The following is a 15,134-nucleotide window of genomic DNA, read 5'->3' as shown; positions in this document are numbered from 1 at the left end:
ACTCACGCCACAGCGACAGCCGGGACCGCGGCGAGGGCGCGGCGATGCTCACGGAAGATCGCGACGACGGTGGCGAGCAGACCGCCGACGAACCAGAGCAGCAGCACCGTCCACGGCCCCGAGACATCGGCGTCGGGGAAGTAGGACAGATCGCGCAGGAGAGTGCCGGCAGCTCCCGGAGGGAACGCCTGCCCGATCGCGCCCCACGGTCGCAGCAGGAACTCCACCGGCATGGTCGCCGCGGACAGCGGGTTGGCGAAGAGCATCATGACCACGGCGCCCACCGGGATTCCCGGCGTGCCGAGCAGTCCGTACAGGCCGGTGACGGTGGCGGAGATCGCCCCCACGGCGAGACTCAGGGCGAGTGCGTTCAGCCCGTACGAGCCCTGCAGCACGCCGAACCATCCCTGCAGCACACCGGCCAGCACGAGTCCCGCGGCGGCGGAGTAGATGACAACGGCGAACAGGCGGCGGGCGGCGCCCTTGATCAGAATCGACAGCAGCACGCCGCCGAGGAGCCCGCCCAGCACGAGCGGGAAGGCGGCGATGGCGAGTCCGGCGCCGCGTTCATCGGTGTCGGCGAGCGGCACCACGTCGGTCACCTTCACTGTGACGGTCGGGACGGCGAAGGGCGTGGCAGCATCCGCGGCGGGCAGCTGCGGCGCCTGCCCTGCCTGAACGGCCGCGAGCGCCTGCTGCATCTGGGTCACCGCCTGCTGTTGCGCTGCGGCGACGCCGGCCTCCACCTGTGATCGGATCTGCGCGTCGATCCCGGCCTGGAGCTGCGTCGCCACCCCCTGCAGCAGCTGAGCCACCGCGGTGTTCGCGGCGGACGCGGTCAGCACCTCGGGTGCGGTGGTCGCGTCAGCGCCGAGCACGATGGCGCCGTATGCCTCGCGGCGCTCGATGGCGGCGACCGCGGCCGCGCGATCACCGTACGCCGTGAGCTTCACGGCGCCGTCAGCCCTGTCGCTCACCTGCTCCTCGATCGTGGTCAGCTGGTCGCCGGATCCGACCACACCGACCGGGATGTCCCTCGGCGAGGCCGTGATCGCGGGCCACGCGAATGCGAGGAGGATCACTCCGATCCCGACGGACAGCGCGACACCGATGCCGGCGGCGCGCAGCAGCGGGGTGTGGAAGCGCGGATTGTGCGCAGTGGCGTTCATGCTTGCCTCTCGAAACAAAAACGAATGTTCGTTCTGTATAGTGCTCCTCAGCGATAGTGTTGTCAACACGGGAGGTGCCGATGCCGAAAGTCAGCGACGAACACCGCGCAGCACGGCGCGGTGCGATCATCGATGCCGCCATGCGGGTGTTCCTACGCAACGGTTACTCGCGCACCTCGATGGCCGACATCATCACGGAATCCGGGCTGTCGGCGGGCGCGATCTACGGCTACTTCGACGGGAAGCAGGCGCTGGTTCACGCCGTCGCCGAGCGGGTCCTGGGAGCGCGCATCGCCGAGGTCCGGGAACTGTCAGGAATGGACGTCCCCCACCCTTCCGCCGTCATGCGCGCCGTGCTCGAGGGCGTTCGCAACGAACCGTTCAGCGGTGTGGTCGTGCAACTCTGGGCGGAGGCGGCGGCCGACGATCACCTCCGCGCCGGCCTCACCCGCGTCTTCTCGGAGCTGCGGGCCACGCTCGTCGCCGTGGTCACCGCGTGGGGTGAGGCGCACCCGGAGGTGATCCCCTCGGGCGTCGAGGACTGGTCGCGACGCGTGGGCATGGTGATCGCGGGGCTCGGCCCCGGCTTCCTGCTGTTCCGCTCCCTGCTGGAGGACTTCGACGAGGAGGCGTACCTGTCGGGGATCTCCCTAGCCCTCGGGATCGAGCCCGTCACGCTCGCTGACGAGCCTCAGTCGTCGTAGACGAAGTCGCCGGACGCATCGCTGAATCTCGCCGTCTGACCGACCTCCGCGATCCGCAGGAAGCGCTCCACCCACGGGAAGCGGGAGACGTAGGTCGACAGCGCCCAGATCTCGAAGTTGGCGGCGTCGTCCATGTACTCGGGCGACTCGAGTCCGGTCACCGATCGGAACTCCCGCGGCGCGGCCGTGAGCCAGCGCGGCGGGTACTGCTCGTGCAGTCGCGAGACGATCACCGGGGCGTCCGGCCGATATCCCGGTGCGTCCTCAGGGGATACGGCACCGGTGCGCGTCACGTCGAGCAGATCGTCGATGGAACCGGCGCGCGTGGCGAGCCCGTCCCACCCGGCATGAGCCGCGAACCGCGCCTCATCATCCGTGAGCAGGCGCAGCGTGCGCATGTGGCCCACCGTGCGTCGGCCATCACGGACATCGTCGAATCGGGTTCCCCAGCGTGACCCCGTCGCCAGGATGGCCGAGATCCGCGTGCCGGTGAGGAACGGCACATCGTTGCGCCACGGGACCTCCAGCGGCGGGACCCGACGGTTCTGCGCGATGTCATCGCAGACGATCGAGAACGCGACGAATGCCGCGCCCTGCTGGTCCGGCAGCACCTCGATCGCGAGCTCGACCCGCTCCCCCGAGTCCGTCGCCAGACGGGAGACTCCCGAGGTCATCAGCGTGATCGGACCGTTCTTCGGCCGCTTCTCCACCACCTGGATCGCGCCGCCGATCCGCTCCTCGAACGGCAGCGGAGGCGTGTCGAGAGCGTCGAAGACATGACGGGGGAACGCGTCGTCGCCGGACTGGAGCGGCAGATCCGTCATGCTCGCGGCTCGGAGAAGTACACGAGCTGGTAGGTCGTGGCCAGCAGCGCACCGGCCTCACTCCAGATCTCGCCACGCTGCTCGAACAGTCCGCGTCCGTATCGCGATGCACCGGCCTGCAGCAGCAGATTCGGACCGGCGGCCGCGAGTTCGGTGGCGGACGCGTGCAGATACGTCGTGAGGGTGATGGTGCTGGCGCGCACCGTCGGTCCGCGACGACGGAAGACGCGGGGGTAGAACGCATCACTCGCGGCGATGAGGGCGGGCGCATCCCAGGGCCGCACCTCGGCGTGACGAAGCCAGAACATCGCGTTGGCATCATCGGCCAGCGGGGCCGGCGGTATCGGGATCTCGCCCGCGATGAAGCGCATGCGGTAGTTCTCCAGCCACTTCAACGGGAACGGGATCCGGGTCTCGGCATACGCGTCGGGAGCGTCGACCTCGGGCATCACGGCTTCGGTGTCCGCCCAGGTGTCGCGGTCCACGCCCGTGACGGCGGTGGCGGTCGCCACGACGTCCTCGCCCTGGCGAGCGGTGATCGTCCAGTGCTGGCTGGTGCGATTGGTGCGCACCGGCTCGGCGGCGATAGTCCACTCACCTGCCGCGAGGGGAGCCGCGAAGTTCACCGTGATCGCAACGACCTCCCCCTGCACCTCAGGATGGGAGAGGACCGCGGAAGCGACCGTGGCTGCCGTGATCCCGCCGAACGGGCCCACCATGTTCTCCCACTGCGGATGGGTTCGGGCAGTCACGACCTCCGCATCGGCTCGGGTGACGGCGATCGCTTCATCGAGAACATGCACCATGTCCCGACCCTATGCCGCCGAGCTCGTCGCCAGCCAGTCGTCGAAGGTCGGCCCGAGCAGATCCGCGTCGGGGCCGGGAAGGATTCGACCGTCGCGGATCGCGGCGCCCCACGCTCCCGGCAGCGGCACCTCGACGATCCGTCGGCGCTCGTCGTGGTGCGCTGCCCATCGTCGTGACAGGTCGGCCATCCGCTCCTCGCGTGGACCGGCGATCTCGCGGGCGATGCCCTGCGGGCCTGCCTCGAGCAGGTCCACGACCCGGCCGGCCACGACCGACGCGGCGAGCGGCTGCGAACGCATCTTCGGGACCAGGGACACGCCGCCGATCCGAGCCGCGTCCAGCACCTGGCCCGCGAACTCGTGGAACTGGGTCGCCCGCAGGATCGTCCATGGCACCGGACCACCCCGCACGACTCGCTCCTGCGCGGCTTTGCCCGCGTAGTAGCCGAACGGCGCTTCGGGAACGCCGACGACCGACAGGGCCAGGTGATGCTTCACGCCCGCGGTGGCCTCAGCGTCCAGCAGCGTTCGCGACACCGTCCGAAAGAAGCGGATCGCGGCGTCGGCGGCTGTTGCGGACACGGAGGAGACGTCGGCCACGGCGTCGACGCCGCGCAGATCCAGCCCCGTGCCGGTGAGGAGGTCGACACCCTCACCACGTGACAGCGAGAGCACCTCGTGCCCTCGGCGGCGGGCCTCGGCCACGATGAGCCGACCCACCGCGCCGGTGCCGCCGGCCACCGCGAGCCGCATGTCAGTCGCCCGCCACCGCGTCGAGCGCGCTCTCTAGGTCGGCGATAAGGTCGCGGACGTCCTCGAGGCCGATCGACAGGCGCAGCACGTTGGCGGCGGGACGCGCTTCGGGCGGCACCGGCCGATGCGTGAGCGCAGCGGGGTGCTGAATCAGGGAGTCGACGCCACCCAGCGAAACGGCGTGCGTGAACAGCTTCACGTGCTCCGTGACTCGGCCCGCTGCCGCGTATCCGCCGACCAGCTCCAGCGCGATCATCGCGCCGGGGCCCCGCTGCTGACGGGCGAGGATGCCCTGCGGATCGCCGTCCAGGCCGGGATAGTGCACCCGAGCCACCGCAGGATGGTCCGCGAGGCGCTGCGCGATGATCTCGGCCGATGCCTGCTGGGCGCGGATCCGCAGCGGCAGCGTCGGCAGTCCGCGGTGCAGGAGATAGGCGGCAAGCGGATGCAGCAGGGCGCCAGTGACGGCACGAACCTGGCGCAGCTTCACGGCCGTCGCCTCATCCGTGGCGATGATGCCGCCGATCACATCGCCGTGTCCACCGAGGTACTTCGTCGCACTGTGCAGCGAGAGGGTGGCGCCGAGATCCAGGGGGTTCTGCAGCACCGGCGTGGCGAACGTGTTGTCCACGAGCACCGGCACATCTCCGGCAGCCTCGACCACTGCCGCGATGTCGACCAGCTCAAGGGTGGGGTTGGCGGGCGACTCGATTACGACGAGCGCGGTGTCCTCGCGCACGGAGGCAGCCACCTCCTCGGCGGTGCAGAAGGTGACTTCGGTGGCGAGCAGAGCCGTGCCGAGCAGGTGGTCGGTGCCACCGTAAACCGGACGAACGGCCACCACATGCCGACCGCCGCCGGCCGTGAGCGCCAGGATCGCGGCGGTCATCGCCGCCATTCCGGATCCGAAGGCCACACCAGCCTCGGCATGCTCGAGCTTCGCCAGCGCTTCCTCGAAGCGCGCGACCGTCGGGTTCCACAGGCGCTGGTAGACCATGCCGCCGGCGGGGTCGGGATGGCCTCCCGTGGCCATCGACTCATAGGAGTCGCCGCCGTGTTCGATATCCGGCAGCGGGTTGGTGCTGGACAGATCGATAGGCAGGGCGTGCACGCCGAGGGCTGCGAGATCGTCGCGTCCCGCGTGGACCGCCAGGGTGTCGAGGTGGAGTTCTTCGGTCATACCCCGATCCTGCCCGATCGCCGCCTCAGCGTCCGGAGGTCGGCTCAGACAGCGGAGCGCGTCGGCGCGCGATGGTGCCGCTGATCAGCGCCGCGACCAGGCACAGCACGGCAGCGGTGATCCACGCGACGGTGTACTGGCCCGTCTGGTCGCGCACGATGCCGGCCAGCGTGGCCGCGAACGCCGCGCCCACCTGGTGCGCCGCGAACACCCATCCGAACACCAGGGGGCCGCGATCTCCGAACAGCTCACGACAGAGGGCGATGGTAGGAGGCACGGTGGCGACCCAGTCCAGGCCGTAGATCACGATGAAGATCACGAGGCTCGGCTGCACGGTCGCCGAGAGCAGCGTCGGCAGCAGGAACAGGCCGACACCGCGCAGCGCGTAGTACGCCACCAGGAGGATGCGCGGATTGACGCGGTCGGTGAGCCATCCCGACAGCACCGTGCCCGCGATGTCGAAGATTCCCACCACGGCGAGCAGTCCGGCTGCGGTGGTCTGCGGCATGCCGTGATCGTGAGCGCTGGGGATGAAGTGTGTTCCGACGAGCCCGTTGGTCGTGGCACCGCAGATGGCGAAGCCGATGGCCAGCGCCCAGAACGCGCGGCTGCGGCTGGCCTCGCGCAGCGCTCCGAGGGCGAGGCGCACGGCATTCTCGCGCGGAGCGGCGGGGGCGGCAGGACCCTCGGCACCGTACGCCCACACCCCGAGGTCCGACGGACGATTCCGAAGCAGTAGAACGACCACCGGGACCACGAGGAGCGCACCTCCCGCGATGATGAGCGACGCGATCCGCCAGCCGAGTCCTTCGGCTGTCGTGGCGATCACGGGCAGGAAGATCAGCTGACCGGCGGCGCCGCCCGCGGTGAGAATGCCGGACACCAGTCCGCGGCGCTTCACGAACCAGGTGTCGGTGACGGTCGCGGCGAACACCAGCGCCATGGATCCGGTGCCGAGACCGATGAGCAGTCCCCAGGTCAACAGCAGCTGCCACGGAGCGTCGACGAACACGGTGAGCGCGGAGCCGGCCGCGATCACCAGGAGCGCGACGGTGGTGACCCTGCGGAGCCCGAAGCGCTGCATCAGCCCCGCGGCGAACGGTGCCGTCAGGCCGTAGAGCAGGAGGTTCACGGTGACGGCGAGGCTCATCTCCGTCATGGACCAGCCGAATTCCTCGTGCAGCGGCATCATCAGCACGCCCGGAGCGGCACGGAATCCGGCCGCGCCGATGAGGGCCACCAGCGCCGCGCCGGCGACGAACCAGGCCGGGTGAATCCGACGTGGGCTCACCGCGCGCTCCCCACCGTCACGCGGAACGGCTCGCCCATGCTGGGGCGCATCCACGTGGTCGACTCGGCGTCCAGCGGCGCCGCGCACCTGGGGCACCAGTCCGCGGACACCGCTTCCGCTGCGCATCGCGCGCAGCTGATCCGCAGCCCGCCGTCGTTCGGCGGCTCGACCGCGCGAGTGAAACCTGCGTAGGCGTGCAGGATCGGAAGGGTGAGCTCCCCGGTCGCCGTCAGCGTGTACCCGCCGCTCGCGTGACGTTCGACAAGACCCGCCTCCGTCATCGTCCGCAGCCGACGAGCGAGAACGCTGTCTGCGGCGCTCGTCGCATCCCGAAGCTCGTCGAAGCGATGGCGTCCGCTGAACAGCTCCCGCAGGGTGACCAGCACCCACGGGTCGGCGAGGACATCGGCGGCGCGAGCGATGATGCACCCGGCATCGGACCAGTCGGAGCGAAGAGGCATGGGGCTACTTTCTTGAAGAAAGCAGCCCCATGTCAAGTTCTCCGAGTCAGGCGCAGATGAATCAGATCTGGATCTGACCCGCCACCTGGGTCAGCTTGTGGCGAGCGAGGGCGAGGTTGGCCCGCGAGCGATCGAGCACGAGGTAGACGAACAGGCCCTCGTTTCCCGCGCTGTGGAGCACGTTGATCAGGTGATACTGCTGATCCAGCGTGATGAGGATGTCGTCGATCGTGGCGCTCAGGCCCAGATCGCGCACGGTCTGCAGCTTGGCGCGGACCACGTTGGAGTTGCCCGCGGCGGCGATGCCGAGGTCGAAACCGGGGTGGCCGCCCTCCGCGAGCGCCATCCCCGACGCGGAATCGGCGATCGCGGCGCCCGTGGCTCCGTCGATCGACAGGAGGTCCTGTACTGACTGCTCCAGATTTGCCATTCTTGCTCTCTCTTCTTCGGTGCCGATACGGCTGGGCGACGACTCTCGCCCACGGTTATCCGGCGGGGCCGGGTCGGACTCGAGAGGGACGGGATCGGCGATCTGATCGAGCTCAGCGCGGGTGGGCAGCTCATCGGCGAGCACCGGAACTCCGATGCCCGATTCGAGCGCGACGTGCGCCGCCGCCCGCCGAGCGGGTTCGGCGAGCACCGCCAGCGTCGACGGGAGCGCGGAGGGCGCGACGGGCGACGCGAACAGCGCCTCGATCATGCTGAGCGAGTCGTCGGTCGCAACTTCCGCCAGCGCGCCGCTGCTCGCCTGCTCGTCGTCGTCGCGCCGACGTCGGTTGAATAGCGCCATCAGGCTCCCCTTCACCCACCACACGCACCCATCGTCGCGAATCGCGACGAGTTCCCCAGATGCCGATCGAGTATCCCCGACTCGATCGAGCCGACTCTAGCCCCCGCGCAGCGACGGCGTTCTGGGCCTGTGGATAGGTGGAAGACAGGGAGCCCGCGGAGGCAAGCTCCCTGTCCGGTATCACTCGACGAGCTTGCCCGCGACGTCCGAGGATGTCTGCGCCAGAGCCAGCTCACGGAAGGAGTCCGGAGCCTCCGGCAGCGCCTCGAACACGACGCCGCCGACGGGAGTCCAGACCATGTTCCCCTGCAGCGCGGGATCGGTGTCGGGGAAGTCGGCTCGGTTGTGGCAGCCCCGCGTCTCCCGCCTCTCCACGGCGCACTCGAGTGTGGCGCGCGCCGCCAGGAGCGAGCCCAGCAGATCGTAGGCGTGGGCGAGGTCGTCATACCCGGCGATGTCGGGGTGAGCAGAGACGTGGGATGCGCGCTCCTCCACCTCCGCCAAGCGCCGCAGCCCCTCGCGAAGACTCCCTTCGGTACGCACCACACCGGCGTGCTCGGTCATGATGTCGCGGATCGCGCGCTGCAGCACCCGTGCGCTCTCCCCGCCGGTGGGATCCAACAGACGGGTCATCTCCTCCCGCGCCTCCGCGACAGCCTCGGTCGAGCGATGGATGCGGGTGCGCGAACGCGCGTACTCGGCCGCCGCCTCGCCGGTGATGCGTCCGTAGACCATGAGCTCGATGAGCGAGTTCCCGCCCAGTCGGTTCGCGCCATGCAGTCCGCTGGACGCCTCACCGATGGCGTACAGCCCGTCCACGCCGGTGCTGTGATCGGCCGCATCCACCCACACGCCACCCATCGAATAGTGCGCGGTGGGCGCCACTTCCATCGGCTGCTCGGTGATATCCACCATCTGCAGGTCGATCATGGTGCGATACAGCCGCGGCAGCTTGGCCATGATCGTCTCGCGGGGCAGGTGCGAGACATCGAGCCACACGCCGCCGTTCGCCGTCCCGCGCCCCTCTGCGATCTCGGTGTAGTTGGCCAGTGCCACCCGGTCACGGGTGGACAGCTCCATCCGCTCCGCGTCATACCGGGCCATGAACCGCTCGCCCTGCGCGTTGGTGAGGATCCCGCCTTCACCGCGCGCGGCCTCCGACACCAGGGTGCCCGCCATCTCCACCGGCTCGAGGATGCCGGACGGGTGGAACTGCACGAGCTCCGCGTCGCGGATGCGGGCGCCCGCGAGCGCGGCGAGTCGGAACGAATCTCCGGTGTTCTCGTCGCGACGCGAGGACGTGTAGCGCCAGATCCGGTTGTGCCCGCCGGCGGCGATGATGACGGCGTCGGCGTGGATGATCACCGGGGTGCCGTCGACCACGTCGAACCCGTACGCGCCGAAGACCTGGCCGTCGGCCACGAGGAGCCGGGTCACGTAGATGGTGTCGATGATCGGGACGTCCAGCTCGGCGGCGCGACGCAGGAGCGTGCGCTGGATCTCGAGTCCGGTGTAGTCGCCCGCATATGCCGTACGTCGGTAGGTGTGGGCGCCGAAGAAGCGCTGACTGATGCGGCCGTCCTCCTCCCGCGCGAACGGCATGCCCCACCGCTCCAGGTCTTCGATACCGCGGGCCGCGTTGCGGGTGACGACCTCGACGATGCCCGGATCCGCGAGGAAGTACGACTCACGCAGGGTGTCGGCCGCGTGCTGCTGCCAGCTGTCCTCGGGATCCATCGTGGACAACGCGGCGTTGATGCCGCCCGCGGCCAGCGTGGTGTGCGCGTCGTGCTTGCGACGCTTGCCGACAGCCAGCACATCGATCCCGCGCTCGGCCAGCTCGATTGCGGCGCGAAGCCCCGCGCCACCGGTGCCGATGACGAGGACGGAGGTGGTCAGTTGCCGCTCGGCGTGAAGAGTTGTGCTCATGCCCTCGACGCTAGGAGTGCGCGACGAATTACTCCAATGCATAGTTTTGCTCGTTGCCATACGCTTTGTGCATGCAACTCGCCCACCTCCTCGCGTTCGAGGCGGTCGCCCGCAACGGACACTTCACTCACGCCGCGGATGAGCTCTTCCTGTCGCAGCCCTCACTGTCGCGTCAGGTCGCCGCGCTGGAGGCGGAACTCGGCGTGACCCTCTTCACGCGCGGACGCACCGGAGCGACACCCACCACGGAGGGCGAGGCGCTGCTGCCGATCGCGCGACGCATGCTCGCGGACGCGGAGGCGGCACGTCAGGAGATGGACGAGTTCGCCCAGCTGCGGCGCGGTCGGGTGCGACTGGGTGCGCCACCGACGCTGTGCGTGTCGATCGTGGCTGATGCACTCGCGCTCTTCCGGCGTGCGCATCCGGGAGTGGACGTGATCATTCGCGAGGCGGGATCTCGCGAGCTGGTGGAGGATCTCGCCGGCGGCGCGCTGGATCTGGCGCTGACGGTGACGCGGCCCAGCGTGCCCGACGATCCGTCAGTCGTCTCGGAGCCCGTGTTCACCGAGGAGCTGGTGCTGGCATCGCCTGCCGCACGCGAGCCTGGCGGGTCGACGCCGATCACGCTGTCGGAGCTGGCCACGATGCCCCTGGTGATGTTCCACCGCGGCTACGACCTGCGCCTGGCCACGGATGCCGCGTTCGCGTCCGCGGGACTGGTGCCCACGATCGCCGTCGAGGGTGCCGAGATGGATGCGGTGCTGCGATTCGTCGAGCGGGAGGTGGGTGTCGCCGTGGTGCCGCAGACGGTGCTCTCCGGTCGTCCTGCCCTCCGAGGCGATCGCCTCGCCGCCGACCTCCGCCGCACCGTGAACCTCTCCCGCCGAGTAGGTGTTCCGCTTGCCGCGGCCCCCGCCGCCATGGAACGTTTCCTGCGTGCGGCGGTCCCCCCGGATTCGGATCTCACCGGCCGTTATCCCCCCGTCACCTGAGCGTGGCCGAGCCGTGATCGGACGGAAATCCGATCGTGATCGCAGGCCGTAGCCCTGGAGCCGGGAGGCGATCTAGCGTGGCGGCATGACGATCACGCAACGACGCCGATCGCTTGCCGCAGCACTTCTCACGGCCGCGATCCTGCTTACCGGATGCTCTGCATCGAGTGCGGATTCGGCCGGTTCAGCGGCCCGGCCCGCGGCCGTCCAGCCCGCGGACGCACAGCCGGCGGCTGCCGATGCCCCGGCCGATGCCACGGAGATCATCACGGGCACGATCTGGCTCACGGCAGCGGACCCGATCGGTGCGGCGCGAACGGTGACGGAGATCATCGTGGCCGCGGGCGGACGCATCGAGGATCGGGATGAATCCGCGTCGCCGGAGCTCACCGAAGCGCACGCCACGCTCACCGCCCGCATCCCGGTGGCGAAGATCGACGACGTGCGCGAGAAGCTGACCACCATCGGGACGGTCACCCAGACGCAGCTTGCGTCGGAGGATGTCGGCACCGCGCAGCGCGACCTCGAAGCCCGCGCGAGCTCGCTGCGCACCTCGGTCGAGCGCTACGAATCCTGGCTCGCCGCTGCCACCACGCCCAAAGATCTTGCCGAGCTGGAAGAGTCGTTGAGTGACCGGCAGACCAAGCTGGAGAGCATCGAATCCGAGATTCGCACGATGGCCGACAAAGTCGCCATGAGCACGATCACCCTGGTCATCGGCGGGAATGGAGGGCCCGACTCGACGCAACCGCAGACGATCGGCGACGCCCTCGCGGTCGGATGGCACGGATTCGTCGGGTTCTGGTCGGACACCCTGCTGAACGTGAGCGTGGGCCTCCCCTGGCTGGTGCTGCTGGCACTCGCCGGTGCGGTGACCTTCGTCATCATGCGCAGACGGCAGGCACGTGCCCGCACGGCCGAGGCCGCACGGCCCCCGGCGCGTGTCGACCCCGCCTTCGTCGCCGCGGCGACACCCCTGCCACCCCAGCCGGCCGCGCCGCCGAAGAAGACGCCGCCGACTTCCGGGGCGTGACGGATCGATTCGCATCCGCGCACGCGTCACCCCGGAGGGACGTGGTTCTTCGCGCACTCAACAAGAACATCGCCGATCATCTTCCACCCTCGATCCCTCGTGACCTTCCGCGCGTGCAGACGGGGTAGGCACCATGGCGTGCTGCCTACCCCGTCCGTTTTGAAGTCAGCCGATTCGAGAGCCCTTCACAGCAGACATGCCCGCGAGGGACCAAAGCAGCCATGCGATCGATCCCATGATCGGAAAGGCCACGATGGCGACGATCCAGATGATCCGAGCCAAGGGCTTCGTCTCACGGTACGCCGCATTGATTTGCCGGATAGCCATCACGATCAAGAAGATCCACAGCACCACGAAAACAGCAACGAAGACTGTGACGACAATTGCATCGGTAGGGTTCATGCGAAGCTCCGAACAAGTGGGGAGGTGGAGGTTAACCGACGGTAGCGCCGAATCCAGAGATGGTTCCGTTGGCCTTGAGGTTTGCCGTCATGCTCACGCCATAGCTCAGCGGAGCAATCCCTACCGTCCACTGCGACCGCAGGCCGCGCCGAGCGATCGACGCGGGACCAGGCGTGGTTCGCGGATAGCCCGGTCCTCATCACCACGCGGGAGGCTGTGACCACAGCCCAGGTGCGAATCATTGTCCTGAGACGGCGTGTCACGTACACTGAACCTCAGTCTCATCTTTCGCCCCTGAGGAGCACGCCGTGGCCGACGCATCCGAGTACCGCGCACCCATTGAGGACTACGCGTTCCTGCTGAACGAGCTGTTCGGCGAGGACATCGTCCACCGTGCCACCGACGGTGCGCTGTCCGCCGAAGATGGCGTCGAGGTGCTCACCGGTGCCGGCGACTTCGCGAGTGCAGTGCTCGCCCCGCTGGAGACCGTGGGCGACCGTGAGGGTGCGCGGTTCGAGAACGGTCAGGTGCACCTGCCCGAGGGCTTCGCCGCCGCGTACCGGCAGTTCGTCGACGCGGGTTGGATCAGTGCGGAGGCCCCGGAGTCCGCGGGTGGCGATGGCCTGCCTGGCGCACTCCGCGCCGCTCTCGGCGAGATCTGGAACGGCTCCAACGCCGCGTTCGCGCTGTGCTGGCTGCTCACGGCCGGCCAGATCCACGCCCTCGACGCGCACGCATCGGATGAGCTGCGTGAGATGTACCTCACCCGCCTGGTGTCGGGAGAGTGGACCGGAACCATGAACCTCACCGAGCCCGAGGCGGGCACGGATCTCGGCGCCATCCGCACCCTGGCGACGCCCCGCGGCGACGGCAGCTGGGGCATCTCCGGCCAGAAGATCTTCATCACGTGGGGCGACCACGACGTGGCCGACAACATCGTGCACCTCGTACTCGCGCGCACGCCCGATGCCCCCGCCGGAGCCAAGGGCCTGTCGCTGTTCGTGGCACCCAAGTTCCTGCCGAACCCCGACGGCTCCCTCGGTGCCCGCAACGCTGTCACCACCGTGTCGATCGAGCACAAGCTCGGTATCCACGGCTCCCCCACCTGCGTGCTCTCGTACGAGGGCGCCACCGGATACCTCGTCGGCGAGGTCGGCGGCGGCCTGGCCGGCATGTTCATCATGATGAACTCCGCACGCGCGGGCATGGGATTCCAGGCCACCGGCATCGCCGATCGCGCGCAGCAGCTGTCGCGCTCCTACGCCGCCATGCGGGTGCAGGGACCGGTGCTGGATCGCCCCGCGGGCGCGACCATCGCCGAGCACCCCGACGTGCGTCGCCTCCTGCTGTCCACATCCAGCGAGATCTTCGCGATGCGCGCGCTCGGCGTCTACTCCGCCGACCTCCTGGACCGCAGCGAGCACGACGCGACGCTGCGTACGATGGCGGAGTTCTTCGTCCCGATCCTCAAGGGCTGGACCACCGAGGAGGCGCTGCGCCTCACCAGCGACGCGATCCAGGTATTCGGCGGCATGGGTTACATCGAGGAGACCGGTGCCGCCCAGCATTACCGCGACGCGCGCATCACCCCCATCTACGAGGGCACCACGGCCATCCAGTCGAACGACCTGGTCGGCCGCAAGACCATCCGCGACGGCGGCGTCACCGCCGCCGCGCTGCTCGCGTCGATCGAGAACACGATCGCCGAGCTCGGCGCGCTGTCCAATCCGGTCGCCACGCGCACCGCGCGCCGGCTGGAGCGTGCTGTCGAGGCGGCTCGCCGGGCGACGACGGATCTGCTCGGCTTCGCCGCCTCGCCTCGTGACGCCGCAGCCGTGAGCGTTCCGTACCTGATGCTGCTGGGTACACTCGCGGGCGGGTGGATGCACGCGCTGGCCGTCATCGCGGTGTCGCGTCACGAGTCGCCCGCAGCCGGGGACGCCGATCGCCTCACCGCCGCGGACTTCTACGGCGCTCACCACCTCCCCCGCGTCGCGGCGTACGCCGAAGCCGTCGCGGCGGGCGAGATCGCCTGACGCCACACACTCTTCGCCGCGAGGCGGAAGACTGGTGTGCATGTGGAACACCGACGCTCGGCGCCTGCGGGCGCTGCTGTCCGCCGCCGATCCGATCACGTGGGTGCTCACCGGCGACTCCATCACGCACGGCCTCGTTCACACGCAGGGCGCCCGCAACTACGTCGATCACCTGCATGAGCTGGTGCGCGGGGACCTCGGCCGTTCTCGCGATGCGATGATCAACACGGCGATCAGCGGATGGCGCACCGCGCAGCTGCTCGCCGACTTCGATCATCGGGTCGCCCGATGGCAGCCGCAGATCGTGACGCTGATGATCGGCACCAACGACTGCTCCTCCTCGGGAAAGGTGCCGCTGATCTCCGCCGACGAGTACGCCGCGTCGCTGGAGGACTTCGTCACCCGCGTCAGACGGCTGGACGCGATCCCGGTGCTGCTCACCCCACCGCCGGTTGACGAGCGTCATGCGCCGGAGCGCGCTCGCGTGCCCGAGTTCGCCCACGCGATGCGCACGGTGGCCCGCGCACATCGAGTGGTCCTGGTCGACGTCTTCACGCGATTTCAGGAGCGCGGCCGGGATCGCATCGACGGCGTCCCGTGGCAGCTTCTCGCCGATCCGTTCCACCCCAACGCCACCGGACATGCCCTCATCGCCCGAGAGCTGGCCACTGCCCTCGGACTGGCCCGCAGGGACTCGGAGACCGTCACCCGCCTGCGCGGCATCGTCGGCGCTCGGCGCTGATCAGGCCGACGTCAACCCGGGA

15 protein-coding genes are annotated in these 15,134 nt (G+C 69.3%); 5 read left to right on the top strand and 10 right to left on the bottom strand.

The genetic code is table 11. The features are described 5' to 3' along the window. Positions 1 to 2: 2 nt before the first annotated feature. Positions 3 to 1,169, bottom strand: a complete 1,167-nt coding sequence (locus ACI3KU_RS00920; RefSeq protein ID WP_404920401.1) for a hypothetical protein — start codon at positions 1,167 to 1,169, stop codon at positions 3 to 5. An 80-nt stretch (positions 1,170 to 1,249) separates the two neighbouring features. Here ACI3KU_RS00920 and ACI3KU_RS00915 point away from each other — a divergent pair, with 80 nt between their 5' ends. Further along, entirely contained in the window at positions 1,250 to 1,873 is a 624-nt protein-coding gene (locus ACI3KU_RS00915) for a TetR/AcrR family transcriptional regulator (RefSeq protein ID WP_404920400.1), read from the top strand. Here ACI3KU_RS00915 and ACI3KU_RS00910 read toward each other — a convergent pair. The 8 genes from ACI3KU_RS00910 to ACI3KU_RS00875 form a co-directional block, all read right to left on the bottom strand. Further along, positions 1,861 to 2,697 carry a suppressor of fused domain protein gene (locus ACI3KU_RS00910; protein ID WP_404920399.1) on the bottom strand — a complete coding sequence of 279 codons (837 nt, stop codon included), beginning with the start codon at positions 2,695 to 2,697 and terminating at the stop codon, positions 1,861 to 1,863. The two genes, ACI3KU_RS00915 and ACI3KU_RS00910, sit on opposite strands and share 13 nt — an antisense overlap. Beyond that, positions 2,694 to 3,503, bottom strand: a complete 810-nt coding sequence (locus ACI3KU_RS00905) for an acyl-CoA thioesterase (RefSeq protein WP_404920398.1) — start codon at positions 3,501 to 3,503, stop codon at positions 2,694 to 2,696. Before ACI3KU_RS00905 ends, ACI3KU_RS00910 begins: the two co-directional genes overlap by 4 nt. Positions 3,504 to 3,512: 9 nt before the next feature. Then, complete coding sequence (locus ACI3KU_RS00900; protein ID WP_404920397.1) at positions 3,513 to 4,256, bottom strand: SDR family oxidoreductase; 744 nt, start codon at positions 4,254 to 4,256, stop codon at positions 3,513 to 3,515. Between the two features lies 1 nt (position 4,257). After that, positions 4,258 to 5,436, bottom strand: coding sequence for a trans-sulfuration enzyme family protein (locus tag ACI3KU_RS00895; RefSeq protein WP_404920396.1), 1,179 nt, complete (start codon positions 5,434 to 5,436; stop codon positions 4,258 to 4,260). A gap of 25 nt (positions 5,437 to 5,461) precedes the next feature. Next, positions 5,462 to 6,727 carry an MFS transporter gene (locus ACI3KU_RS00890; protein ID WP_404920395.1) on the bottom strand — a complete coding sequence of 422 codons (1,266 nt, stop codon included), beginning with the start codon at positions 6,725 to 6,727 and terminating at the stop codon, positions 5,462 to 5,464. Next, positions 6,724 to 7,188 (bottom strand): winged helix-turn-helix transcriptional regulator, encoded by a 465-nt coding sequence (locus tag ACI3KU_RS00885; protein ID WP_404920394.1) that lies wholly within the window; start codon positions 7,186 to 7,188, stop codon positions 6,724 to 6,726. Before ACI3KU_RS00885 ends, ACI3KU_RS00890 begins: the two co-directional genes overlap by 4 nt. Positions 7,189 to 7,249: 61 nt before the next feature. Next, positions 7,250 to 7,978 carry a hypothetical protein gene (locus ACI3KU_RS00880; RefSeq protein WP_404920393.1) on the bottom strand — a complete coding sequence of 243 codons (729 nt, stop codon included), beginning with the start codon at positions 7,976 to 7,978 and terminating at the stop codon, positions 7,250 to 7,252. Positions 7,979 to 8,158: 180 nt separating this feature from the next. After that, on the bottom strand, positions 8,159 to 9,907 hold the full coding sequence (locus ACI3KU_RS00875) for an L-aspartate oxidase (protein WP_404920392.1): 1,749 nt from the start codon (positions 9,905 to 9,907) through the stop codon (positions 8,159 to 8,161). A 71-nt stretch (positions 9,908 to 9,978) separates the two neighbouring features. Between ACI3KU_RS00875 and ACI3KU_RS00870 the strand changes: the two genes are divergently transcribed. After that, positions 9,979 to 10,899, top strand: coding sequence for a LysR family transcriptional regulator (locus tag ACI3KU_RS00870; protein ID WP_404920391.1), 921 nt, complete (start codon positions 9,979 to 9,981; stop codon positions 10,897 to 10,899). An 85-nt stretch (positions 10,900 to 10,984) separates the two neighbouring features. Then, positions 10,985 to 11,932 (top strand): DUF4349 domain-containing protein, encoded by a 948-nt coding sequence (locus ACI3KU_RS00865; protein WP_404920390.1) that lies wholly within the window; start codon positions 10,985 to 10,987, stop codon positions 11,930 to 11,932. Positions 11,933 to 12,097: 165 nt separating this feature from the next. Here ACI3KU_RS00865 and ACI3KU_RS00860 read toward each other — a convergent pair whose 3' ends face one another. Continuing rightward, on the bottom strand, positions 12,098 to 12,334 hold the full coding sequence (locus ACI3KU_RS00860) for a PLDc N-terminal domain-containing protein (RefSeq protein WP_404920389.1): 237 nt from the start codon (positions 12,332 to 12,334) through the stop codon (positions 12,098 to 12,100). A 308-nt stretch (positions 12,335 to 12,642) separates the two neighbouring features. On the opposite strand from ACI3KU_RS00860, the gene ACI3KU_RS00855 reads away from it, so the two are divergent. Both ACI3KU_RS00855 and ACI3KU_RS00850 read left to right on the top strand, forming a co-directional pair. Beyond that, positions 12,643 to 14,370 (top strand): acyl-CoA dehydrogenase, encoded by a 1,728-nt coding sequence (locus tag ACI3KU_RS00855; protein WP_404920388.1) that lies wholly within the window; start codon positions 12,643 to 12,645, stop codon positions 14,368 to 14,370. Positions 14,371 to 14,410: 40 nt separating this feature from the next. Further along, positions 14,411 to 15,112: an SGNH/GDSL hydrolase family protein gene (locus tag ACI3KU_RS00850; protein ID WP_404920387.1), complete on the top strand. Its 702-nt coding sequence runs from the start codon at positions 14,411 to 14,413 to the stop codon at positions 15,110 to 15,112. The last annotated feature ends 22 nt before the right edge of the window (positions 15,113 to 15,134 follow it).

It is taken from the genome of Microbacterium sp. ZW T5_56, assembly GCF_044987425.1.
Taxonomy (GTDB): Bacteria; Actinomycetota; Actinomycetes; order Actinomycetales; family Microbacteriaceae; genus Microbacterium.
Note: the sequence above shows the minus strand (reverse complement) of the source record. Positions and strands in the feature narration are given on the sequence as shown.

What these genes read in the sequence shown, in the direction of transcription:
- ACI3KU_RS00920 (WP_404920401.1), bottom strand. Translation starts at nt 1,169, where the DNA reads ATGAACGCCACTGCGCACAATCCGCGCTTCCACACCCCGCTGCTGCGC.
- ACI3KU_RS00850 (WP_404920387.1), top strand. Translation starts at nt 14,411, where the DNA reads ATGTGGAACACCGACGCTCGGCGCCTGCGGGCGCTGCTGTCCGCCGCC.
- ACI3KU_RS00900 (WP_404920397.1), bottom strand. Translation starts at nt 4,256, where the DNA reads ATGCGGCTCGCGGTGGCCGGCGGCACCGGCGCGGTGGGTCGGCTCATC.
- ACI3KU_RS00870 (WP_404920391.1), top strand. Translation starts at nt 9,979, where the DNA reads ATGCAACTCGCCCACCTCCTCGCGTTCGAGGCGGTCGCCCGCAACGGA.
- ACI3KU_RS00875 (WP_404920392.1), bottom strand. Translation starts at nt 9,907, where the DNA reads ATGAGCACAACTCTTCACGCCGAGCGGCAACTGACCACCTCCGTCCTC.
- ACI3KU_RS00885 (WP_404920394.1), bottom strand. Translation starts at nt 7,188, where the DNA reads ATGCCTCTTCGCTCCGACTGGTCCGATGCCGGGTGCATCATCGCTCGC.
- ACI3KU_RS00895 (WP_404920396.1), bottom strand. Translation starts at nt 5,436, where the DNA reads ATGACCGAAGAACTCCACCTCGACACCCTGGCGGTCCACGCGGGACGC.
- ACI3KU_RS00880 (WP_404920393.1), bottom strand. Translation starts at nt 7,978, where the DNA reads ATGGCGCTATTCAACCGACGTCGGCGCGACGACGACGAGCAGGCGAGC.
- ACI3KU_RS00865 (WP_404920390.1), top strand. Translation starts at nt 10,985, where the DNA reads ATGACGATCACGCAACGACGCCGATCGCTTGCCGCAGCACTTCTCACG.
- ACI3KU_RS00860 (WP_404920389.1), bottom strand. Translation starts at nt 12,334, where the DNA reads ATGAACCCTACCGATGCAATTGTCGTCACAGTCTTCGTTGCTGTTTTC.
- ACI3KU_RS00910 (WP_404920399.1), bottom strand. Translation starts at nt 2,697, where the DNA reads ATGACGGATCTGCCGCTCCAGTCCGGCGACGACGCGTTCCCCCGTCAT.
- ACI3KU_RS00915 (WP_404920400.1), top strand. Translation starts at nt 1,250, where the DNA reads ATGCCGAAAGTCAGCGACGAACACCGCGCAGCACGGCGCGGTGCGATC.
- ACI3KU_RS00905 (WP_404920398.1), bottom strand. Translation starts at nt 3,503, where the DNA reads ATGGTGCATGTTCTCGATGAAGCGATCGCCGTCACCCGAGCCGATGCG.